At 49.2% G+C, this 22,424-nt stretch carries 19 protein-coding genes; 7 read left to right on the forward strand and 12 right to left on the reverse strand.

Annotated features, from left to right (window positions below; genetic code table 11):
* Positions 1–157 precede the first annotated feature (157 nt).
* The 3 genes from L9W92_RS09155 to splB form a co-directional block, all read right to left on the reverse strand.
* The gene (locus L9W92_RS09155; RefSeq protein ID WP_240083455.1) at positions 158–571 is read right to left on the reverse strand and encodes a hypothetical protein; all 414 of its coding nucleotides are present in this window, start codon (positions 569–571) and stop codon (positions 158–160) included.
* Positions 572–794: 223 nt separating this feature from the next.
* Positions 795–1,475, reverse strand: a complete 681-nt coding sequence (locus L9W92_RS09160; protein WP_240083456.1) for a TVP38/TMEM64 family protein — start codon at positions 1,473–1,475, stop codon at positions 795–797.
* Positions 1,476–1,810: 335 nt separating this feature from the next.
* Positions 1,811–2,830, reverse strand: coding sequence for a spore photoproduct lyase (gene splB, locus L9W92_RS09165; protein WP_240083457.1), 1,020 nt, complete (start codon positions 2,828–2,830; stop codon positions 1,811–1,813).
* 206 nt (positions 2,831–3,036) lie between these two features.
* On the opposite strand from splB, the gene L9W92_RS09170 reads away from it, so the two are divergent.
* Together L9W92_RS09170 and L9W92_RS09175 are read left to right on the forward strand one after the other, a co-directional pair.
* Complete coding sequence (locus tag L9W92_RS09170) at positions 3,037–4,437, forward strand: MFS transporter (RefSeq protein WP_240083458.1); 1,401 nt, start codon at positions 3,037–3,039, stop codon at positions 4,435–4,437.
* 40 nt (positions 4,438–4,477) lie between these two features.
* Positions 4,478–4,576 (forward strand): DUF2238 domain-containing protein, encoded by a 99-nt coding sequence (locus tag L9W92_RS09175; protein WP_240083459.1) that lies wholly within the window; start codon positions 4,478–4,480, stop codon positions 4,574–4,576.
* 118 nt (positions 4,577–4,694) lie between these two features.
* On the opposite strand, the gene L9W92_RS09180 is transcribed toward L9W92_RS09175, so the two are convergent.
* Genes L9W92_RS09180 through trpD form a run of 3 tightly spaced genes read right to left on the reverse strand, consistent with a single transcriptional unit; the run spans position 4,695 to position 7,166 of the window.
* Positions 4,695–5,372, reverse strand: coding sequence for a phosphoribosylanthranilate isomerase (locus tag L9W92_RS09180; protein ID WP_240083460.1), 678 nt, complete (start codon positions 5,370–5,372; stop codon positions 4,695–4,697).
* Between the two features lies 1 nt (position 5,373).
* Positions 5,374–6,117 carry a beta/alpha barrel domain-containing protein gene (locus L9W92_RS09185; RefSeq protein ID WP_240083461.1) on the reverse strand — a complete coding sequence of 248 codons (744 nt, stop codon included), beginning with the start codon at positions 6,115–6,117 and terminating at the stop codon, positions 5,374–5,376.
* Positions 6,114–7,166 (reverse strand): anthranilate phosphoribosyltransferase, encoded by a 1,053-nt coding sequence (trpD, locus tag L9W92_RS09190; RefSeq protein ID WP_240083462.1) that lies wholly within the window; start codon positions 7,164–7,166, stop codon positions 6,114–6,116. Before trpD ends, L9W92_RS09185 begins: the two co-directional genes overlap by 4 nt.
* Positions 7,167–7,559: 393 nt before the next feature.
* Here trpD and L9W92_RS09195 point away from each other — a divergent pair, with 393 nt between their 5' ends.
* Entirely contained in the window at positions 7,560–9,464 is a 1,905-nt protein-coding gene (locus L9W92_RS09195; RefSeq protein ID WP_240083463.1) for an SLC13 family permease, read from the forward strand.
* A 10-nt stretch (positions 9,465–9,474) separates the two neighbouring features.
* Here L9W92_RS09195 and L9W92_RS09200 read toward each other — a convergent pair whose 3' ends face one another.
* The 5 genes from L9W92_RS09200 to L9W92_RS09220 form a co-directional block, all read right to left on the reverse strand.
* Complete coding sequence (locus L9W92_RS09200; protein WP_240083464.1) at positions 9,475–11,121, reverse strand: histidine kinase N-terminal 7TM domain-containing diguanylate cyclase; 1,647 nt, start codon at positions 11,119–11,121, stop codon at positions 9,475–9,477.
* 172 nt (positions 11,122–11,293) lie between these two features.
* Positions 11,294–13,156 (reverse strand): methyl-accepting chemotaxis protein, encoded by a 1,863-nt coding sequence (locus L9W92_RS09205; protein WP_240083465.1) that lies wholly within the window; start codon positions 13,154–13,156, stop codon positions 11,294–11,296.
* Positions 13,157–13,318: 162 nt separating this feature from the next.
* Positions 13,319–13,966: a response regulator gene (locus L9W92_RS09210; RefSeq protein WP_240083466.1), complete on the reverse strand. Its 648-nt coding sequence runs from the start codon at positions 13,964–13,966 to the stop codon at positions 13,319–13,321.
* A gap of 152 nt (positions 13,967–14,118) precedes the next feature.
* Positions 14,119–14,766: a response regulator gene (locus L9W92_RS09215; protein WP_240083467.1), complete on the reverse strand. Its 648-nt coding sequence runs from the start codon at positions 14,764–14,766 to the stop codon at positions 14,119–14,121.
* A gap of 17 nt (positions 14,767–14,783) precedes the next feature.
* Positions 14,784–15,899 (reverse strand): PAS domain-containing sensor histidine kinase, encoded by a 1,116-nt coding sequence (locus L9W92_RS09220; RefSeq protein WP_240083468.1) that lies wholly within the window; start codon positions 15,897–15,899, stop codon positions 14,784–14,786.
* A gap of 270 nt (positions 15,900–16,169) precedes the next feature.
* On the opposite strand from L9W92_RS09220, the gene trkA reads away from it, so the two are divergent.
* The 4 genes from trkA (at position 16,170) to L9W92_RS09240 (ending at position 20,839) form a co-directional block, all read left to right on the forward strand.
* Positions 16,170–17,543 (forward strand): Trk system potassium transporter TrkA, encoded by a 1,374-nt coding sequence (gene trkA / locus L9W92_RS09225; RefSeq protein WP_240083469.1) that lies wholly within the window; start codon positions 16,170–16,172, stop codon positions 17,541–17,543.
* A complete protein-coding gene (locus tag L9W92_RS09230; RefSeq protein ID WP_240083470.1) occupies positions 17,521–18,960 on the forward strand; it encodes a TrkH family potassium uptake protein in 1,440 nt (479 codons plus the stop codon). The genes trkA and L9W92_RS09230 overlap by 23 nt, the downstream gene beginning before the upstream one ends.
* Before the next feature lie 145 nt (positions 18,961–19,105).
* Entirely contained in the window at positions 19,106–19,603 is a 498-nt protein-coding gene (locus L9W92_RS09235) for a cation:proton antiporter regulatory subunit (protein WP_240083471.1), read from the forward strand.
* Positions 19,604–19,606: 3 nt separating this feature from the next.
* Positions 19,607–20,839 (forward strand): cation:proton antiporter, encoded by a 1,233-nt coding sequence (locus tag L9W92_RS09240; RefSeq protein WP_240083472.1) that lies wholly within the window; start codon positions 19,607–19,609, stop codon positions 20,837–20,839.
* A gap of 86 nt (positions 20,840–20,925) precedes the next feature.
* On the opposite strand, the gene L9W92_RS09245 is transcribed toward L9W92_RS09240, so the two are convergent.
* Positions 20,926–22,413: a glycosyltransferase 87 family protein gene (locus L9W92_RS09245; RefSeq protein ID WP_312038081.1), complete on the reverse strand. Its 1,488-nt coding sequence runs from the start codon at positions 22,411–22,413 to the stop codon at positions 20,926–20,928.
* Between the last annotated feature and the right edge of the window lie 11 nt (positions 22,414–22,424).

A 22,424-nucleotide genomic window follows, 5' to 3' on the forward strand; every position in this document is an offset into this window, starting at 1 on the left:
TTATTGTGATAATCGGCCGCTGGAAATACAGTGGTCGTAACTGTTTATGAGGACATCGACATAATAAGGCAAATTATTTAATATGCTTGCCATGGAGGGGCTAATGGCAGGCAGCTGAGCCTTTTTGGGCTTTCAGCTGCTTTCTTTTGTACGGAGGTTACTCCATAGGGTATAACTCGGCGTATTGATCAGGATCGAATTCGCGGTCATATTCAATGTCGCCGAAGATGTCCGGGAAATTCTGCTTCATGTATAATAACATGGGTATCATGAGTTGCTTTAGAGCGGCAGGCGTTATCGGTAAAGTGGTGGTTTCCAGTAATTCGTGCCACTGCGCCAGTGTATAGCGGTAAACAATTCTGGTTTTTGTAGCCCCTTGGGTGATTTCAGTAGGAAACCGGAAAGGTTTTTCTGCGTCGAATACCCGTTGAGTTGATACCGTTAGGGGTACGTCAATATCCTTTCCGAAAACCGCAATGGCGATAATTTCCGTCTCAATGACAGCGCTGGCTGCTTCTGATTGTTGCTCATCTTGGGGAGGTATTTGGACCAGCAATAAAGGAGTATTCATTTGCTCACCTCGTATAACACATTAAAATAGATAACTTCTGTTATTATTATTCCCTTATAGCTAAGCAACTGTTTTAATGTCATGCTTAAAGGCCATTATTTGCCTCATGCTGTTGATGAAATAACATTTTTATTATATATTGGATAAACTTTTTTCACAAATCAATTTCTTGCTATTGTTGTGTTTTGGGTTCATAAAGTTTTAAATAGCTCTAAGTATTAGTTCACTTTTTCTGTATCCTGCACGTATAAAACCTGGTTTGCAGCTCCTCAAAAGAGAATCTTCGCTTTAAGAGGATAGACGCTATAACCATCAAAGCCAATATGCCAACAGCCAGCATAAATTCAAGGGATCTGACACATAAGGCCTTGTCCCCCAGGTTTGTAAAAACAAGAACCCCTGGAATAATGCCAATCATTGTGGAGAGTATGTAGTCGATATATTTAATCCTGGTCAGTCCTGCTCCATAGCTTATTACATTAAAGGGTATTATGGGAATAAGCCTCATCATTAAGACCAGTAGAAAACCGCCCTTTTCCATTCCATCCTCAAATTTTTGCATTTTCCCTTTAACAAGCTTTTCAACAAAATCTCTTCCCAGCAACCTGGAGATATAGAAGGCAACTGTTGCGCCAATCATAGCACCGATTATTGTATACAAGGTTCCGAAGTACATTCCGAAGGCCATTCCCCCTGCAACCGCAATAACTGAACCCGCCGGGATCACTGAAAACATTGTCATATAAACAATAGGTCCAAAAACGCCGTAAGAAGCTATATAGTCCCGTAATCCCTCTGCTGTTGGGTTTTCAAACATTCCTGATTTTTGGGATAAGTAAAAAATTGTAGCAAGAATCAGGATAACAGCTGTTGTGATCATATTCTTTTTGCTTAACCATTGCATTTAAAACCCCTCCATCAAATGATCACAGCTTTATAGAGCTGCCCCTGAATTCCTAAAGCAGCTATCCGGAAACAAAGAATGCTCAACACATGGTATTTAACCAGTAAAGAGCGTTCCTTTAGTTTTAGTCAACTAGATAAAATTTAATTTTAATTTATCCCTTCAAGTTTAAGAAATATTAATTTTATTATATATTTTTAAAAATATATAAAGCAATTGCTTATTGTTTATATAAAAAATAGTCATATAAACAGCTGCGCAAATAAAATACTTTTATGAACAAATGGGACATGGTAATTTAATACTTTAGCCCCAAGTTTTAAAGGCTTTTTTTTCTAAACAAAATACTCCGCCTTTGCATCCGGGAAAAATTCACCAACCATATCCTCAAAATAAGCTTTAACCTCCGCAAAGAGTTCCTTTGGGTAGACATATTTACCGTACCCGAACTGCCCAAATTTAAAGGTCCTGTCCTCTTCTTCCAGGTCCAGCCGCGTGTTCGGGAAAACCTCCAGGATGGTGCTCTTGGCCCTTTTGGTAAAGCGGTGGGTAATAAACTCAAAGGTAAGGCCGGTAACTTTACCATCAAGCTCCGCAGCGGCTGTCTTGAACAACTCCCGGTAGCTCTCCCGCCACCCTTCCGAGACAATAATGGGCGCCACCAAAAACCCCAGCGGGTAGCCGGCCGACGCCACTCTTTTGGCCGCCGCCAGCCTTTCTTCCAGCGGCGGGGTGGCGTGCTCGAACTGCCTGATGATCTCCCCGGTATTGATGCTGAAGCGAAAACGGGTATGCCCATGATGGGGCGCTTCCAGCAGCGTGTCAACATCGGTGAATTTGGTGACGAAGCGGAAGCGGCCGCGCCCCTGTTCCCCGAAGAACTCAATAGCCTTTCTTAAAATGCCGGTGTAAGGCTCCGTGGGAATCGGGTCGGACGTGGCGGCCCCCTCAAAGACAGTGACCGCCGGCTTTCTTTTTTCCAGGTAATCTTTGGCGGCGCTCAAGATTTCCTCAGTGTTGACATAGATACGGATGTAAGGCTTTCTGCCCAGGTTGGTGAGCAGGTAGCAGTATTCACACTTGCCGGGGCAGGAAGTGGCCAGGGGCAGTTGAAAGTGGGCCGACGGCCTGCAGGTTTCAAAGCGCATCGTCCGGCGCACTCCCACCACCAGGGTGCGTTTGCCCTCAAAATAGCCTTCGCCCGGGGTTTTGCCCGGAATCGAGGTGACCCTGTTATGAGATGACGTGAAGCCGGTTTCAACACCCCGGTCCTTGAAATAAGCCAGCAGCTTATCCCCCAAAGGGTACCGCAGGGAATCCGGTTCAAATATTACCCTTTGGGGAATAAATACCATTCTTAATCACCAGCTTCTTAAAATAGTATAATTATAAAGCAAGTTCAGTATTACGCGAGCTCTACCCGGAGGGCGATTTTGACTGGTAATCATCTGTCCCGGACTTAGAAAAAAATTATTTGATTCAAAGTTATTATTCCAATAAAATAGAAACTAAAACAATCTAAATACCAATGATATTATCCGCGTTGAGGGGGCATCAGAAATTGGCACAAGATAATACATTAAGAAAATACTCGTTAATCACCGTAATGCTGGCTTCATTCATGACTCCCTTCATGGGCAGCGCGGTCAATTTGGCCATACCGGCGATCGGGGAACAATTCAACAGCAGCACTTTCATGCTGAGCTGGGTGGTAAGCGGCTACCTCCTCTCTTCAGCGGCGCTGCTTCTGCCATTCGGCAGGCTGGCGGACATTCTCGGCAGGAAAAAGATTTTTGTGTGGGGTATTTTTGTTTTCACTCTGTCTTCATTGTTATGCAACCTGGCCTGGTCCATCCAGGCGCTGGTTTTCTTCAGGCTGCTGCAGGGAGCCGGCGGCGCCGCGCTCTTCAGTACGGGCATGGCCATATTAACCTCGGTTTTCCCGCCCCAGGAGAGAGGCAAGGTGCTGGGCATCAACGCCGCCACAGTTTATACCGGCCTTTCCCTGGGGCCGGTGCTGGGCGGCGCGATGAACCAGCACTTCGGCTGGCAGTCCATATTCTATCTCAACGTGCTGATTGGCTTGCCGGTCATGCTGCTGGCGGTTTGGAAAATAAAGGCGGAGTGGGCGGACGCCCGGAGCGAGCGGTTTGATTGGAACGGCGCCGCGCTCTACAGCGTTGGTTTGGGGTCTTTAATGTACGGCTTCTCAGCCATGGCCACCTATGCCCCGGCCAAAGCGCTCGCCGCTGCCGGCCTGATTTTGCTGGTCCTGTTCGTCAGGCGCCAGGCCAAGGTGCAACAGCCCATGTTGAATATCAAGCTGCTCAGTGGAAACACCGCGTTCGCCTATTCCAACCTGGCGGCTTTCATCAACTACAGCGCGACTTTCGCGGTCGGCTTCCTGCTCTCCCTGTACCTTCAGGTGGTTTTGGGCTATAACTCCCAGACAGCGGGCCTGATCCTGCTGTCGCAGCCGGTGCTCATGGCGCTGCTGTCTCCTTTCGCGGGAATTCTTTCCGACCGCGTGGAGCCGAGGATAGTCGCTTCCTGGGGAATGGGCCTGACTACAATCGGACTGGCCTTATTTTATTTCATCGGCAAAGACACGCCCACATGGTTTATCGTGGCCAATCTCGCCCTGCTGGGTATCGGCTTCGCGCTGTTTTCCTCCCCCAACAACAACGCTATTATGGGATCGGTGGAAAAGCAGTTCTACGGCATAGCTTCATCAACCCTGGGAACCATGCGGCTCACCGGACAGGCCGCCAGCATGGCGCTGGCCACGCTAATCATAGACTTGCACATCGGCAGCGCCCAGCTGAATGCCGCAGACCCCGGCCTGCTCATTAAAAGTTTCAAAATATCTTTCATTATATTTGCCGTTGCCTGTTTAGGGGGAATATTCGCCTCCCTGGCCAGGGGCGACATGAGGGGAGCTTCAATCCCCGATGAGCGATAAGTCAGCATCTGCCCGGCCGTCAGCGCGTTTTACGAGTTGATTGAATAGGTGGGCTGCTCTGGCCACGGGAACGGCGGCGGAAGCTTTTCCCGGAACTCAGGGTGATATGCTTAGTTCAATGCAGGAGATCCCCGTCTGAGGATTTGTTGCCTTGTCTTGCAAGAGCCTCCCGGTCCGGTGCCAGAGGGGGCTGCTCCATCCATTCATTTTTAATCATTATACTTTACTGAGAATTTAATTTTCCTCATCAAGCAGCTTTACTTTTCTACTGGGGAACAATGATGAACTATGCTGACGAATTCCTTGACTTTCCGGGAATCAAGCCACCCTTCCCGGGTAACCCCGCTGTGCACATCAACGGCATATGGCTGTACCGTCCGGACGGCTTCCACCACATTGCCGGAGTTTAACCCGCCGGCCAGGATTAGCGGCCGGGGCCATATGTCGTTCTTCAACCGCCTGGCTGCCTGAAAGTCAATAGTCAGGCCTGTGGAGCCTACTTTGCCCTTGCTGAAGCTGTCCAGCAATATGCAGTCCGCCCCGGCGGCAAGGTACTCGCTGCCGCATTGAGTCAGATTATCTCCCTCGATCGCGCCGGCCCCCTGCACGTGCAGCGTTTTGATAATTTCTACAGGTATTTTTGTCTTGAGGAGCGCCACATCTTCGGGCTTGTTGAATCCGTGCAGCTGAACGGCGTCCGGGCGGCAATGCTCCACCAGGCGGCAAATTCCGTCTGTATTTTCTGCGGTGATGATCAACACCGAGCGGATGGAAGGCGGTACCAGGGCAATAAACCGGCCGGCCTGTTCCCGGCTCAGGTTGCACGCGAGAGGCTGCCAGACCTCGGTGATAAAGCCGATTGCGTCCACTCCCGCCTTTGCCAGCAGTTCTATGTCCGACTCTTTCCTGCTGCCGCAAATCATTGTTTTGGTCATATTACTCCACCCCGCACCGGACGAAATCAGCCACAGTCCGGGCAGGGTCCCCGGACAGCAGGAACGCCGTGCCCACAAGCACCGCGTCGGCGCCTGCGGCAATGGAGCGCCGGACATCCGCCGCATCCCGGTGGGCGCTTTCACTAACAATCAGCGCATCACCCACCACCTGGCGGTAGCGGAAGAGCACGTCTTGTCCGAGCCGCAATTTATCGTCCCCTATTTCCAGCTCATCTATGTTTTTATTGTTGAATCCGACCAGCCGGGGCAGCGGCTCCAAGCCCCTCACCAGCGGCAGGTCCTCTATCCCCCTGGTTTCCACAAGGGCCGACATGCCTTGCCGGCGGACATATTTCAGCAGTTCAGGCAGTCTGCCGCCCGCCATGTGAGCAATCAGCAGCAAAGTTACCCTGCCGGGACAAGCAGGGTCCACTGCGGAAACCAGCGAGCGATAGAAGTCCACCCTTGCCTGGTCCGTAATGAAGTCCTTGATCAGCAGGGGCAGCGGCGTGGAGCGTAAAACGGCCGGAATATCTTTTTCGGGCTGCCCTCCAAAATGTACAGGCTCAGTCACCAGAGAAATGCCCGCGGCGCCGCCTTTTTCGTAGCACCTGGCGAGCAGTGCGGCGTCCCGGTCGTCCTGCCCGAGCTGCGCCGCCAGCTTGGGAATTACCCGCTTTATTTCAGCAATGACCGGAACGTCGCCCCGTTGGCGGGCAGCGATAATAGATTCCGTCAGATTCAATGCAGCGCGCCCCCGATTTCCTGCGTTTTGCTTCTAATCTCATGCAACTTGGCCAAAGCCAGACCCGAGTCCAACGTCTCCCTGGCCAGCGCCAAACCTTCCGTCAAGTTTGCCGCTTGATCAGCCACCACAAAAGTGGCGGCCGTGTTTAGGAGAAGCATATCCCGCCGCGGCCCTGTTTCCTTTCCCTCAAAAATATCCATGATTATTTTCGCGTTGTCGTCAGGACCGCCCCCGGACAGCTCATCAATGCCACAGCGTTTCATGCCGAAATCCTCAGGCACGATAACAAAATAGTCGATCTTGCCGTCCTTAATCTCCGCCACTTTGGTTTCCCCCATCAGCGAGATCTCATCCAGTCCGTCCATCCCGTGCACAACCATGGCATGGGTCAAGCCGACTTCCCGGACCACTTCGGCCACCTGTTCCACCAGATGAAGCTGATATACGCCGAGCACATGCCTTTTTGCGCCAGCGGGGTTGATCACCGGCCCGATAATCGTGAAAAATATCGTTTTGATGCCAAGGTCGTTTTCCGGTCCGAAAACTTTCATCATCACCGGGTGATAAAGCGGCGCGTACAAGAAGGAAAAGCCGATTTCCTCAATGAGTTTTTCCGCATGCAGCGGCTCAAGGTCCACCGGTATGCCCAGCGCCTCCAGCACATCGGCGCTGCCCGAAGAATGTGAAATGGAACGGGAGCCGTGCTTGGCGATTTTCACTCCGGCGGCGGCGGAAATTATCGCGTTGGCGGTGCTGATATTAAAGGTAGTCAGGCCGCCGCCGGTCCCGCAGGTATCGGTCAAATCACCGTTCACCCGCGGGTTTATGGTCACGCAGGCCCGGCGCATGGCCTTGGCAATTCCCGCTATCTCCGCCGTGGTCGGACCCTTCATCAACAGCGCCATTAAAAATCCCGCTATCTGCGTGGGTGAAAATTCATCTTCTTTTATACCGAAAATCACCTTATCTATTTCTTCCTGATTCAGCTCCTGTGTTTTAATCAGCTTCTGCAAAATGCCTTTCATTATTTTGCTCCTCTCTTTCATATCAGTCTCTGGATTAAATCAATTATTTCCGGCTCAAGACAACAGTTTTTTGCCGGTTGATTGATTCGGTGACGGTTATGGGAAGATGTTGCAGGAAGATTATAAGAGGAGGTGCGGGTTAAGCCATTTTGGCATAAATAAAACCAGCGCCTAGTCTGAGCGCTGGTTAGTGATTGATCTAACAGCCTCAACTCAGCTCTGTCTGCTCTCGTCTCTTCTTTATTAACTCGTCTCGTCACCTGTAAACTTAATTTTAATATAACACCGCGTTTTATAACTGTCAATAAAGTTTGCGACAATACCCCGTCACATCTTTATATCGATATCTTTCCTTTTATGCGATAGCTGGTTACAATAATAGTAATTGTTTTCTTGGGACAGGGGGTTATTCATTTGCATGAATTGATCGCTAACATACCGCTTTTTTCCGGCTTGGACAGGATCAACCTGGCCAAAATAATCCCCGAAATGGAGAAGACCTCATTTGCCGCCGGACAGATCATATTTAACCAAGGTGACCCGGGAGACTCCCTGTTTATCATAGTTGACGGATTCGTTAATATTTTTTGCACCGACAATGAAGGTAAAGCACAAGAGCTTGCCTGCCTGGGCACAGGGGAGTGCTTCGGAGAAATTTCCCTATTGACCGGCCAGCCCCGGACAGCCAGCGTTAAGGCCGCGACAGGCTTAACTGTATACGTGTTGTCTCAAACGGGCCTTTATAGCTTAATGAAAAAACATCATTCTCTTTCAATTTATTTCAATGAAGTATTAGCCGCGCGGCTCTTAGCCACCAACGCCGGACTAAGCGGTGAAAAGAGGGAAGAAAATGCAAGGGACACCCTAATAAACGGGCGTTATCTCACGGAAAATATCACGTACAGGCGTCGGCAACCAACCAGTCGCTTCAATAATACAAGGATATCAATTGCCCTTGCGGGAGCGGCATTATGTATTATTTCCACCTTCTTTTTCTTGTCAAATGGCCTGAGCAAACCTCACATAATATTTATTGAGCTGCTGCTGGCGGCGACTTTCTGCTGGGGGTTGAATATCTTTTCATTTCATGTTGTATCTCTCTCCCTGCCTGTGCTGGCGGTCCTCTTAGGCGTCACCGCCACGGAAACGGCTTTTTCCGGTTTCTCCAACTCCTCATGGTATCTCCTGCTGGGCGTGTTTGCCATATCGGCGTCCATATCAAAAACAGGCTTATTGTTCAGGCTGGCGCTGTTATTACTGAGGAAATTTCCTCCCAACTACTTCGGGCAAACGCTGGCCTTCGCTCTGACCGGCCTGATCTTGACACCGGTTATCCCTTCAAATAATTGCCGGGCCGCGCTGGCCAGCCCGCTTGCCCGCAGCTTAAGCCAAGCCTTGAATCTAAAAAACTACAGCCCCGGCTCAGCGGGCATGGCCATGTCCTGCTTATTGGGTTTTGGTCAAATGTCTTTTTTGTTTCTCAACGGCTCGTCATCCAATCTCCTTGTATTAGGGCTGCTGCCGGCGGAGGTAAGTTCAAAAATAACATGGGGATATTGGTTGAAAGCGGCGTTGCCAATGGGCGCACTTTTCTTTTTTTTATCTTACCTGTTGATTATCCTTCTTTACCGGCCCCAAGAAAAACTGCGACTCAACCCGGCCGTTATCGAGGCGCAGATTAAGATTCTCGGGCAGATCACCATGCAAGAAAAAATATCGTTAATGACTGTTATAATTACGATCCTCGCTTTCCTGACCCAGCCCTGGCACCACATCAACACCGCCTGGATCGCCATGCTTGGCTTTTTGATTCTGAGCGGGTGCGCGATACTGGATGAAAAAAGTGTGCGCTCAGATATCGACTGGAGTTATCTGATCGCATTCGGCTCTTTAACCGGACTGGGGAGCATCATGTCCTCTATTGGCTTAACTGCCGTTATTGCAAATAGCGTGGCGCCTTATTTGCATTTCACAGGGAATAAGGTGCTAATATTATTATCCATTATTCTTGTCTTCTACCTGATTCGTTTCGCCCTGCCCGCCGCGCCCGCCCAAATAATCACCATGATTATGTTTATGCCGCTGGCTTCCGTGACCGGAATTAATCCATTCATTATCGGCTTGATCGTGATTCTGTGCAGCAACCCCTGGTTTCTTCCCCATCAAAGCACTGTTTACCAAAATGTTATTAATGGAACCGAGGGAAAGTCGTTTCGCCATGAACAGGTCCTGAAACTTGCCCTCGCGCATTTCGTGATCACTCTGGTTGTAATTATTACCCAGATTCCATATTGGCGGGGCATCGGCTTGCTCCGTTAAAACTCGTTAATCAACTAATAATTTCCGCCACAATACGATTCCGCCCCTTTAACTTTGCTTCATAAAGAGCGCTGTCCGCCCGCGCCAGCAACTCCTTCAAAAAATCCTCCCGTATATTTATCGACTCTGCATTTACGACACTAATCAGGCCAATACTGAGGGTAACCGTCAAATCCCCGATCATGGTCTTGACAATTTGGTTCTCCACCATCGACTTGATTCTATTGGCCAAAACAACCGCGCCTTCATTGTCCACCTGGGGTATGTAAATGATGAATTCATCACCCCCGAACCTGGCCATTATATCCGACTTGCGCAGAGCCTTCTTGATGATTTCCACAACATCCCGCAGCACATCGTCTCCGGTTAGATGTCCGTGAGTGTCGTTAAGAAGCTTAAACCTGTCCAAATCCATCAGCATCAGTGAAAACGGAATATTGTAGCGGTGCGCGGCAACAATTTCATATTCCAGTTGATTTAGGATGTACCGTTTGTTATAACAACCGGTCAACGCATCCGTAATAGCCATCTGCTCAAGCTTCTTGTTCGCTTCGTAAAGCTCTGTCTGAAACCGCAGCAACTCATCGTTCTGCCGTTCAAGAGTCGCGTTTTTTTCGTTGATTTTTTCAATCAGCTTGCGCAATTCCGTTACGTTGTTAAAAGTAATGCTCCGGCCCAACAAATTTTTTTTGTGGTCCACCACCGGTGCAATATGCATAGTGATATGGCGCGGTTGTTCCCGGCGGATAACTATTTCCGTCTTTAGTTTTTTCAATCTCTTTTGGTTATAATCTTCCAGGAACAATCCGGCCGGCTCAGTTTCTGAATGTGGATAGAACTTCTTAATATCAAAAACTTGGCCGGGCTGGAGGCTGAGCAGTTTGCCCGCACTCTTGTTAATATCGAGAACTACTTCATTTTGGTCAATGATCACCATGCCTGTGGCCATGCTGTCAATTACTTCACGCCGGGCAATATTTACAATTCTGAACAAGTCATACTTCTGTATGGCTACCACAAAACATATGGTTAAAATAACGATGCCGGAGGAAGTCAGCCCCGGCACGATAACAGACTTAGGCAGAACAAAAGTGTTTAACAACACATCAGCGATTGACAGCGCGAGAAAAAATACAACTCCCCAGATACAAAGGCTCAGCTGCTTTTTCTTGTTTTTTTCAGAGACAGTGGCCAGCTCGTTTACCATTAGGGCACCGCCCACGATAAAGTAAATTATTATAAAAAATACAAACAGCCAAAAAAATGGCCCGTAAGTGCGCGTCACCCAGCCGTCAGCGGATGGCCGGGCGAACAAGTAATGCCACGGGTTGGTTATAACAAGCAGCGAGCACAGGACGGCGGGCGCGGCCCACAGGCACAGGTACAGTTTCCTCGCGTTGCTGATCTTCCCGGTTAAAACAAGAGAAAACACATGCCACCCGTAGCCGAGAAAGCAGAGACTGACAAAAGCCGCGCTGAGAAATATCCATTGCAGCTGCTGGTCAGGGATAACATTAATAAGGAAATTGCAGAACGGCCACATGCCCAGAAAATAATGAAAAGCCAGGTAAACCTTATAGAGAATTGTTATGTCATTCGCTACAAGAACATACATAAAAAGCACAAACAAGATAATAAAAAGATAAAAGTCCACCACGCGCGCTCAACTCCTAGAAAAACCAGAGAAATCCATTATTTCATGGAATTTCGCCGAAAAGAACATAATTCCTGCAAAGGAGCTGAATATATCATGATAAGCGCGAAACGAAGCCGCCTCCAAGAAGCAGCTTCGTTTCTCAGATGTATTTCCATGCCCTCCGGAATAGATGTTATACCTTGAATCTGCCCACAATGGCATCCAAGGCGCCGGACAATTCAGACAGGGATGCGGCGGAAGCCGAGACTTCTTCCATAGACGCCGTTTGCTCCTCTGTTGAAGCCGCCACATTCTCCACACCCGCCGACATCTCCTCAGTGGCAGCCGCCACGCCTTGAATCTCCGTCGTCAAACTCTGTACGGCGCTGATAATTTTATTAAAACCTTCTCCTACTTCTTGAATGACCAGGGTGCCGGCTTCAACATCCCTGCCGCCCTCAGCCATGCATTCCACCGCCCTTTTTGATTCAACCTGGATGGCGTTTACCAAGCTGCTTATCTCCTTGGTGGCGTTAGCGGATTCCTCAGCCAGCTTTCTTACTTCCTCAGCCACAACAGCAAATCCCAGCCCCTGTTCGCCCGCCCGGGCCGCCTCAATGGCGGCGTTCAGCGCCAGCAGGTTGGTTTGATCGGCTATGCTGGTAATTAGTCCGACAATTTGGTTAATCTCCTGAGATTTTTTACTCAGTGCAACAATGGTGTCGGAAACCTGTTCAGCCGATCCGGCGATACTGCGCATTTGCTCTGTTAACTTGGCTATTCCCCGCTCACCTGCGCCGGCATGCCTGGCGGCAGTTTCGGAAGCCTGCGCCACACTCTGCGCGTTTGACGAAACCTGTTCCACCGTGGCGGCGATCTGCCCCATCGTGGAGGCGGTTTCACTGGCGCCGGCCGCGGTTTGCTGGGCACTTGCAGTTAACTGCTGAGACGCCCCGGCCACTTGCATTGAGGCTCTTTTCACTTCCAGCATAATCGCCCTCAGGTTAGACAGAAACCGATTAACCGCTTTAGCCAAGTCACCCGTCTCATCCTTGCTGTCCACCTGAATCTCCTGGGTTAAATCGCCGCCCTTTTCCGCCAGCGTGTTTAACTCATTTTTTAGAACGCGGATGGGCCTGACAATCTGACTGGCCAGGAAAACCGCAAACGCTCCCGCGATAATCATAACAATCAAGGTCAGGCCAATGGAAATGGCGGCAAGGGATTTAAGAGTGGCCGAAATTTCCGCCACAGGACTCGTCAGCACGAGAGACCATTTCGTGCCGGCAACCGGCGCATACGCTATGAACTTAGACACACCTTCAAAGTCGCAGCGGGTAACACCACTTTCCCCTTTAGTCATTTTTTGCGCGGCCGCCGTCAAATTAGGATCGAGACCGCTGTCCTGCAAAAGATTCAGCTTCATTACCAAATTTTGATCAGAATGGGCGATGCACAACCCATCCCCCCGGACCATATAGGCATAGCCTGTTTTGCCGACCTTGATCGTCGATATTTCGCGAACAATCTCGTCCATCGGCAACGTGCCCAAAATAAGTCCGGCCACTTGATTATCCCTTTTGACCGGGGCCGCCACGACAAAGACCAGGTTGCCGGAAACCTTGGAAATGAGCGGGTCTGAAACAACGGCCTGCCCGGTGCTCATTGCCTGCTTAAAGTAATCCCTGTCACCGACACTGCCTGCCCCGCCCTCCGTCGAATAATAATCGCCTTTGCCGTCGGCGACAACAAAGGATTCGTAGTTGTCGAAGCGTTTCAGCTCATCATTAAGATAAGAAAGGATCGCGTCACGGTTCCCCGCGGCGACAACCGGTGAACTGGCCAGAGTGCTAACCTCGGACTTATGTCCGTCCAGCCACAGGCTGACCTCTGTGCCGCAGGCTTTTGACAGGGAAGCCAAGTCCAGTTCAAAGTTAGCGATTAAGACCTGCCGCGCCTTTATATAGCTAAGACAAGACAAAGACCCCAGGGCTACCGCCAATACGACGATAATAGTCGCCATAAACTTAAACCTAATACTACTCACCATTTCCATTTTTAACCCTCCTTCTTTATATAAAAAAACACCCCCATCATCCCTGACTAATATAAATCCAATCATCAAACAGAGATATAGGAGTATTCCTGATTTTATTCTTCATATTCTCTTATTTTTATTTACCTATTTATACTTTTCGAGAAAATTTTCCCAATTGCTTCAAATAGATGTCAGACCTTCACGGATAGCATATTTTATGAGTCCCGCCATGCTTTGTATATCCAGCTTGTTCATAATATTCCGGCGGTGAGTTTCAACCGTCTTTCCGCTCACATGGAGCGCGGCAGCTATCTGAACTGTATTTTTACCTTCGGCCAAAAGCTGGAGCACTTCACGCTCTCTGGCTGTTAAGACGGAAAAAACCGAGGTATCTTTTTCGTGCAGGCTTTGTATGCATTCTGTAACGACCACACCTGCCACACTCGGGCTCAAGTAATATTTATCCGTGAGTATTACCTTGACGGCACCAACCAGTTCCTCAAAGGCACAATCTTTGAGCAGGTATCCTGACGCGCCGGCGTTCAACATCTCCATTACAAATCTCTTATCCGAATACATTGACAGGGCGACCACTTTAATACTCGGGCTTTCGTCCTTAATTTTACGGGTAGCTTCGATACCGTTTAATTCAGGCATGACAACATCAATTATGACAACATCGGGCGATAATTCCCGCGCCAACCGTACTGCCGTACGACCGTCCGCGGCTTCCGCGATCACTTCCACGCCGGGTGTTTTCTCAAACAAGGAGCGGAGCCCGTCGCGCATGATCTTGTGGTCGTCTACCAGAATTAATCTTATACTCAAATATACCCCCTCAATAAATCCTCAATATTGATAAAAAACTCCTCTATCCCGATCACAATAAACCTAATAATTATTCGGGGAAATAGGAGTTTTCCTGATTTTATTCCTCATATTATCTTATTTTTTTCTTTTTATCGATTTATTTTTATTGCTTAAATGAATGTCAAACCTTCACGAATGGCATATTTTATGAGCCCCGCCATGCTTTGTATGTCCAGCTTGCTCATAATATTCCGGCGGTGTGCATCAACCGTCTTTTCGCTCACGTGGAGCGTCGCGGCTATTCGCGTGGTATTTCCGCCTTCGGCCAGAAGCTGCAGCACTTCACGCTCTCTGGCCGTTAAGACGGAAAAAACCGAGATATTTTTTTCGTGCGGGCTTTGTACGTAATCTGCCATAACCACACCTGCTATATTGGAGCTTAAGTAATACTTATCGGAGATTATTGTGTTGACGGCACAAGCCAGTTCCTCAAAGGCGCAATCTTTAAGCAGGTATCCCGACGCGCCGGCGTTTAACATTTCCGCGACAAATCGCTTGTCCGAATGCATTGACAGGGCAACCACTTTTGTATCCGGGCTTTCTTCCCTGATCTTGCGGGTGGCTTCGATGCCGTTTAAGTCAGGCATGGCAACATCCATTATAACAACATCGGGTGACAGTTCCCTTACCAGCTGCACCGCCGTACGGCCTTCCGCGGCTTCCGCGATTACTTCCATGCCGGGCGTATTTTCAAGCAAGCAGCGGAGGCCGTCACGCATGATCTTATGGTCGTCAACAATGATTAATTTAATACTCAAATAGATCCCCCCGAAACCTACCGGCGCCTGAGAGGCGCTTCCAGGGTGACAATGGTTCCCACGCCCGGTCTTGACTTTATTTCCATATTCCCGCCCGTGTGCTTTAAACGCTCACGCACGCTAAAAAGTCCAAACCCACCCGCCTTGCTGATATCGAAGCCTTTTTTAGCAATGTCAAAGCCCGATCCGTCATCTTCAATGCCAATTCTTAAGTTCCGGCCCTGTTTCTGGATAGATACCAGCGCCTTCTGCGCTTTGGCGTGCTTAACAATATTCATGAGGATCTCTCTTACCGCCGTAAAAAGAATAATCCGTATTTCATCCTCCAGTGGCTTTAACTGCCCGTCATCTTTTAAGCAAAACCTGATGCCGCGCTTTTCTATGATCTGTTCACCCAGCCATTCAACCGCCGCTTCGAATCCTAGTTCATAGAGAATGGGCGGGCTGATCTCAAATGTCAATGAACGTGTGTATTGAATCGTTTTTTCAACAAGATCCTTAATTTCGTCCACATTTTTTCTAAGCGTGTCGGACGACAATGATTCCCGCAGCGCTCCCAATTCCATCCTGGCGACTGCAAGAGACTGCCCGATATGGTCGTGAATCTCCGATGCGATACGCCGCCGCTCCCGCTCCTCGGCTAACGACAATTTTGCCGCGAGTGATCTAAGCTTAATTTCATAGGCTTTTACTTTCATCTCAGCTATCTTGCGCCCGGTGATATCATGTTTTTCAAAAACCGCCCCGGCAAACCGGCCGTGCTCATCAAGCAATATATTGCCGGTGCTCTCAATCCAAAGGTAGTGTCCGCCGGCGTGCCTGTAGCGCACTTCCAATTTAACCCGGGATTTGTTCTTAGCAAAAGCATCGAGCATCTTTACCGTTCTTTTCAAGTCGCTCTTATGTACGAAAGCTAATAATGACTTGCCGATCATATCCTCAGGCTCGTATCCTAAAAAACTTCTATGGGACGGGCTGACATAACAGTAAATAAACCTGGCGTCAGTCTGAGCAATCATATCCATCATGTTATCGGTTATCCGGCGCAAATTAGCCTCGCTTACCCTCAGCGCGTCCTCCATCCTTTTGCGCTCGGCTTCCTCCGCCTGCCCGCCCTGCTTTTCCTTTTCCATGCGTTCCGGGCAAAAATGCGATATTTCTTCAATAAAGAGCAATTTCCTTGTCCAACCTTCTTCCCTTATCTATAATATCTTTCCGCCTTATTATGAGATTTCTTTAAATTCCCGGCAATCCCTGCAATATTTTCTTGTCCCGCCCCAAAAATATTAATTCATAACAACACTATCGATTTAGGATAATAAACTTAGAACTCGACATTTTATCACTTGTCGATTATTATATAATAACGAAAAATGATTTCTATAATTTCCAGGAGTAACTATATGAAAATCACCGTAATCGGATTAGGGAAAGTGGGCATGGAAATCACCCGGCGACTCTGTGAAGAGGGACATGACATCCTGGTCATTGACAAGGATGAATCAAAATTGTCCAAGATTTACGAAAACAATTTGGACGTCATCGCGATGAAAGGAAATGGCTCCAGCGCCCGGATCCTGAAGTCTCCGGAGGTGGCGGGAAGCGATCTGCTGGTGGCGGTGACCAACAGCGACGAAATTAACATGATCGCCTGTATGATGGCGAAAAAAATGGACATACCAAGGACAGTCGCCCGGATTAGGGACCCGGACCACGCCCGCGACCTGATCGTCTCCAAAGAGGACATGGGCCTTGACCTGGTGGTTAACCCGGAATACGCCGCGGCCATGGAAATCAGCCGGCTCCTGACAGTGGCCCTGCCGGTTCACACCGAACTTTTTGGCGACGGCAAGATCCTGATGGCAGACATCACCATGGACGAAAACATGACGGCCTTTATAGGCAAGAAATTAAAAGATGTGGAACTGCCGAGGGCTTGCCTGATCGTGGCCATTTCACGCCGCGGAGAAATGGTCATACCCGGCGGAAAAGATATCATCATGCCCGGCGACACTATTTACCTGCTCGGTCACTCCGACAGCGTAAACAAGTTTTGCCTGAAGATTAAAAAGAAAAAGCAGAAAATGCAGGATGTGATCATTCTGGGAGGCGGCAGGATCTCCTACTACCTGGCGGAAAAACTCAATTCCCAAGGCATCCGGGTGAAGATTATTGAGCAAAACCTGGAACGCTGCCGGGATTTGGCTGAGAGCCTGCCGGAAACGCTCGTCCTGCAGGGCGACGGTTCGGACATCGACACCCTCAAACGTGAAGGGATCAAGGAGACTGACGGCTTCGTGGCGGTAACCGGCATTGATGAGGAAAATCTCCTGCTCGCCTTACTGGCTAAACAAATAGGCGCCAAAAGAGTGGTGGCCAAGGTCAGCCGGCCCAGCTATACCACGCTGGTGGAAAGGCTGGGGGTGGATGCCGCCATCAGCCCGCGCTTGAACATGGTCAGCGAGATCCTGCGCTTCATCCGGGGCGGCCGTCTCCTCTCCCTGTTCCTTCTCCTGAACGGTCAAGCCGAAGTTTTCGAATTGATCGTCCAGCCCGGCACCAAAATCGCCGGCAAGGCCTTGAAAAATTCGGGAATGCCCAAGGGAGTCATCATCGGGGCTATCGTGCGCGGTGAAGAGGCCATCATTCCCGAAGGCAACGACGTGATCATGGAAAACGACCGCCTGGTGGTATTCGCTCTCGGGCATATCATGCACAATATAGAATCCTTATTCAATTTGGGAGGATCCCCGCTTGAACAGAAACCTTATTATTAGAACCCTGGGATTGGTGCTGATATGTGAAGCGGGAGCCATGCTTCCTTCCTTCTTCCTTGCCCTGTATTACAGGGAGCCTGACCTGCTTCCTTTTCTTTACAGCATTCTTTTACTGGCGGCGCCGGGCTTTTTGCTCGCGCTGGTCCGCGTCAAGAACAAGGATGTCGGCTACCGCGAGGGATTTGCCATCGCCACCATGACCTGGCTGGTCACCGCCGCCTGCGGCAGTATTCCCTTTCTCCTGTCCGGCAGTCTGACTACCTTTTGCGACGCTTTTTTTGAATCCATGTCCGGCTTTACCACCACCGGCGCCTCGGTTATACCCGACGTGGAAATTCTGCCGCACGGCATCCTGTTCTGGCGCAGCTTCACCCATTTCCTGGGCGGCATGGGCACTATCGTGCTTATCCTGGCGCTCATCCCGTCCTTAAAGGTGGCCGCGACGCAGCTCTACAAGGCCGAGGTGCCCGGCCCCACCAAGAGCAAGGTGTTGCCCCGTATCCTTCAGACCACCAGACAACTCTGGAAAGTCTACATGTTGCTCACAGCAGCGGAGGTAATCCTTCTCCTCCTGGCCGGGATGCCGCTGTTCGAATCTTTCATCCACACCTTCGGCTCTGTGGGCACAGGCGGCTTTTCCTGCAAAAACGCCAGCATAGGCGCTTATAACAGTTTGGCAATAGAATGTATAGTAATGTTTTTTATGATTATTTGCGGCATGAACTTCGCCCTGCATATCGGCATAATGCGCGGCAATTTCAAAGCTTACCTTAATGACCCTGAGACCAGGCTCTACCTGGGCATCATTGCCATCAGCGTCTCGCTCATCGCTCTAAACCAGGTTTATGCTCTGAATAACACGGTGGAAGAAGCGATTCGCTCATCTTTCTTCACTGTTTCCTCCATCATTACCACCACCGGCTATGCCACGGCGGATTTCGATCGCTGGCCGGAATTCAGTAAAATCATCCTGTTGCTGCTGATGTTCGTCGGCGGCTGCGCCGGCTCCACCGCCGGGGCCATAAAAAACGTGCGTTTTCTTATACTTTTCAAAAGCGCCGCCCGGCAGATCCTGAAATTCCTGCACCCTCATGCCGTCGTTCCGGTCCGTCTGGGGCGGGAAGTGGTTCCCGACGAAGTCGTCGAGAACGTGCAGACCTTCTTCTTCCTTTACATGCTCATTTTCGGCGCGTCCACCTTATATATCTCCTCGCTAGGTCTCGATCTGGTCAGCGCCGCGTCCTCCGTCGCGGCCACTCTGGGCAATATCGGACCTGGTCTGGCGCTGGTGGGTCCCATGACCAACTTTGCATCCCTGCCGGATTCCGGCAAGCTATTGCTGTCATTCTGCATGTTGATCGGCCGGCTGGAGATCTACACCGTCCTGGTCGTTTTCAGCGCCCGGTTTTGGCGGTAGCGTTACATGGTCTACATGGTATAGTACAGTATTTCGTTCATTTTGGCAGTTCTAAAATTTTCTTCTACAGCTATGATTAAGATATGATTAAAAATTGAAAATATAAAATAAAGAAGCTATACTGTAAAAAACGAGGTGGTTTTTTATGAATTTAATAAGAGAGTCAGACCTTCCCGGCATCGGCCGAAAGTTCCAGATCAATACCATAAGCGGAGATAAGCTTGTAATCGTAGTGCATGATGACGGCAGGCGCGAGATGCACCATTTTGATGACGACGACCCTGATGACAGCATATCCATGGTCATGCTTAACGATGCCGAGGCACGTTGTGTCGGAGGTATTCTCGGCGGAATGTCTTATATGCCGAAGGCATTGGAATCGGTTGACATGGCTTTTGATGAAATGGTTATTGAATGGTACAAGCTTGAACCGGGAATAAAATCGATTGGCTTGACAATCGGCGATTTGGGAATTCGCAAAAGGACGGGCGCCTCAATCATTGCCATTGTGAATCGGGACCATAGTAAAATAATTAATCCGGGTCCCGAACAAACAATTAAGGAAGGGGCAACCATCGTAATCCTTGGGGAGAGAGAGAAAGTAAAAGCCTGTAAACGTTTGCTCCAGCTTGGGAGCATATAACGGATGGAGCAACACATTCTCTTTGAAGTCGGGCTTGCCCTGAGCATTATTGCAGCGGTCGGCTTATTGTCCTCCCACTTGCGGTTTTCAATTGTTCCTTTCTTAATAATTGCTGGAATGCTTGTAGGTCCTCATGCTCCGCATATAGGTGTTCTTGATTTTCGTTTTATAGAAAGTGCCTCGTTAATTGATTTCATGGGACGCTTGGGTATTCTCTTTCTGCTGTTTTACCTCGGGCTGGAGTTCTCCGTCGGCCGTTTAATGAAGGCCGGGCGTTCAATTATCATGGGCGGGACCATTTACATGGCCATCAATCTAACTCTGGGATTGCTTTTCCCCTATTTGCTGGGGTGGCCTTTGCGGGAAATCATGGTGGCGGCAGGAATTACTACAATTTCATCCAGTGCTATTGTTGCCAAGATGATCGTTGACTTAAAACGGTCGGTTAGGTCGGAAACCGAGATGATTCTTGGACTGATGATGTTTCAGGATGTCTTTGTGGCTGTCTATCTTTCAGTTGTATCGGGACTTGTGTTAAGCGGTACGGCTTCTCCCTTAATTGTCTTGCAGTCAGCCGGCCTGGCGCTTGGTTTTATGCTTGTTTTTCTCTTCCTGGGGCGCAAGCTTCTCTCACAGCTGAACAGGATGCTGAATATTCCCTCTGATGAAGTATTTTTACTTGTATTGTTCGCCATAATTACTCTGGTAGCCGGATTCTCGGAAACCATCCATGTCGCGGAAGCGATCGGTGCTTTGTTAGTCGGTCTGGTGCTGGCAGAGACTGAACATTTAGAACGGATTGAACACATTCTTGTACCTTTCAGAGACTTGTTTGGAGCATTATTTTTCTTCAGTTTCGGCCTGAGTATAGATCCCCTTTCTATCAGTGGAGCAGTATGGCCCGCCCTTGCGGCGGTGGGGATAACATTAATCGGCAACTTTGTGTCCGGGATGCTCGCAGGCCGCATGGCCGGGTATTCGCACCGGGCTTCTACTTATGTCGGATTGACCATAACACCTCGCGGCGAGTTCTCCATTGTTTTAGCCAAATTAGCGTTGGCCGGGGGATTATTGCCCATTCTTCAGCCTTTCGCAGCCCTTTATGTGCTTGTCTTAGCGATTTTAGGCCCGCTGCTTACCAAGGAATCCAAGTGGATTTACATCAAACTGAGCCGTATATTCGGGTGGCCGGAACTAAAAGAAAAGCGAAAGCAAAAAGTTTTAAAACAAGCCTGATCTTTAAACCATCATCTTTACCGGTAAAATATCGGGAGGTTATTCGGGAACCAGAAACAGGCAGCGACGCGGGGATGTACAAGCACTTAGCATCCGCAAGCGTATGTCTTTTTCTTAACGGCAATATCAAATAACACTTTGACAAGATAGAAAAACAGCAACACGTTCAGTAGGGAGGCAATTATAAGAACAGGATTAAAAGATACGAAATTTATCCCTTTGCTCGTCTCAAAAAGAACCAGATGCGTATTGATGTAAACAGTGGAGCTGAATCCGGCGGACAACAGCAGCAGCCTTTTATCCTTGAGGTAAATAAAAGCTAAAATTGACAGGGCGACAGCGGGAAACAAGTATCTTTCATGCATCCTGGTGGAAAACACGAACACACCCGCGATAAGGAGAAGCGCCGCCGCAAAAGCAAACGCCCTGCTGTTTCCTTTAATATAAATGAACCATGAAAAAGCCGTAATGATGACAATAAAAATCATCCCCCAGTTATGATAGCTTAACAGAAACATGGTTGTCGCGTCTTTTGCATAGTTTTTCCCAATCAAACTGAAGAAGTTGAACGCGTTAACGGAGGCATAGGGATACTCTCCCATAGTGTTTGAGAAGAGCTTGAAAATCCACAGCGCGTCTTTGGACAAGGCAAACGGCAGGATAATCATTGCAGCAGTACCCAAGGCGAAAGCTGCCGCCGTCAGGAAGCTTTTAAAGCTTTTTCCCCTGACCAGTTCAAAGAAAAGCACGGGCAGAAAAATAATTCCCTGCGGCTTCATCAACACGGCGGCCGTGAATAAGGCGGAAGCAAGGCCGATCTTTTTTTCCGACAGCATATACAAAGAAGATACGACAATAAAGGTGAAGAATGAATCCACCTGTCCCCAAAAGGTAGAATTGATCATAACAGCCGGGTTGAAAGCATAAAAGGCGGATAACAGGATGCTGATTTCCCGGGACAGATATTTGCCGGCCAGCCTGTATATAAGATATGCCGTGGCGATATCAGCCACTATTGACGGCAGCCTTAACAATAATGTATAGTACGGACTCATTGCCTGGACTCCGGCAGCCTTGCCGGCTAAAAACAAAATATACATGTACAAGGGCGGGTAGTCGCTCGACCGGGAGCTTGCATAAACTTGAAAAAGATTATGCGCCGCGGCGGTGGCCCAGTTTTTGAAAAGACTCATGTCAAAAGGATGCCCGTCTGTCAATGTGGCGGCGGAAATTCGCAAAAGCAGCCCCGCGCCGAGCATGGTGAATATTAATATTCTCTCATGGCCGGGGCGGATTTTCACCTTTTTGCGTACGAGAAAATAATATGCCGCGACGAAAACAGCCAAAAATACTGCTGCATATGCGATTAGTTGAGGAGAATACTTGATCCCCGCGCCGGTAATCCCTCCCCGCATCCGTCCATTGGGAGGCGCCGTACGCTGGGTTGAGTCAATATTCGGCTGCCCTTCAGGCAATTGATTGGCCATCCCGGGCGGCCGGTTTCTTTCCCCCGGGAGGGCGTTGCCGGTTTCGGCGCCGCTTCTTTCCCCCGGGAGAAAATTACGGGTTTCCATTCCGCTTTGGC

This window comes from Pelotomaculum terephthalicicum JT (genome assembly GCF_022410535.1).
GTDB lineage: Bacteria > Bacillota > Desulfotomaculia > Desulfotomaculales > Pelotomaculaceae > Pelotomaculum_D > Pelotomaculum_D terephthalicicum.

What these genes read in the sequence shown, in the direction of transcription:
- trkA (WP_240083469.1), top strand. Translation starts at nt 16,170, where the DNA reads ATGAAAATCACCGTAATCGGATTAGGGAAAGTGGGCATGGAAATCACC.
- L9W92_RS09180 (WP_240083460.1), bottom strand. Translation starts at nt 5,372, where the DNA reads ATGACCAAAACAATGATTTGCGGCAGCAGGAAAGAGTCGGACATAGAA.
- L9W92_RS09240 (WP_240083472.1), top strand. Translation starts at nt 19,607, where the DNA reads ATGGAGCAACACATTCTCTTTGAAGTCGGGCTTGCCCTGAGCATTATT.
- L9W92_RS09205 (WP_240083465.1), bottom strand. Translation starts at nt 13,156, where the DNA reads ATGGAAATGGTGAGTAGTATTAGGTTTAAGTTTATGGCGACTATTATC.
- splB (WP_240083457.1), bottom strand. Translation starts at nt 2,830, where the DNA reads ATGGTATTTATTCCCCAAAGGGTAATATTTGAACCGGATTCCCTGCGG.
- L9W92_RS09160 (WP_240083456.1), bottom strand. Translation starts at nt 1,475, where the DNA reads ATGCAATGGTTAAGCAAAAAGAATATGATCACAACAGCTGTTATCCTG.
- L9W92_RS09220 (WP_240083468.1), bottom strand. Translation starts at nt 15,899, where the DNA reads ATGGAAAAGGAAAAGCAGGGCGGGCAGGCGGAGGAAGCCGAGCGCAAA.
- L9W92_RS09155 (WP_240083455.1), bottom strand. Translation starts at nt 571, where the DNA reads ATGAATACTCCTTTATTGCTGGTCCAAATACCTCCCCAAGATGAGCAA.
- trpD (WP_240083462.1), bottom strand. Translation starts at nt 7,166, where the DNA reads ATGAAAGAGAGGAGCAAAATAATGAAAGGCATTTTGCAGAAGCTGATT.
- L9W92_RS09235 (WP_240083471.1), top strand. Translation starts at nt 19,106, where the DNA reads ATGAATTTAATAAGAGAGTCAGACCTTCCCGGCATCGGCCGAAAGTTC.
- L9W92_RS09245 (WP_312038081.1), bottom strand. Translation starts at nt 22,413, where the DNA reads ATGGAAACCCGTAATTTTCTCCCGGGGGAAAGAAGCGGCGCCGAAACC.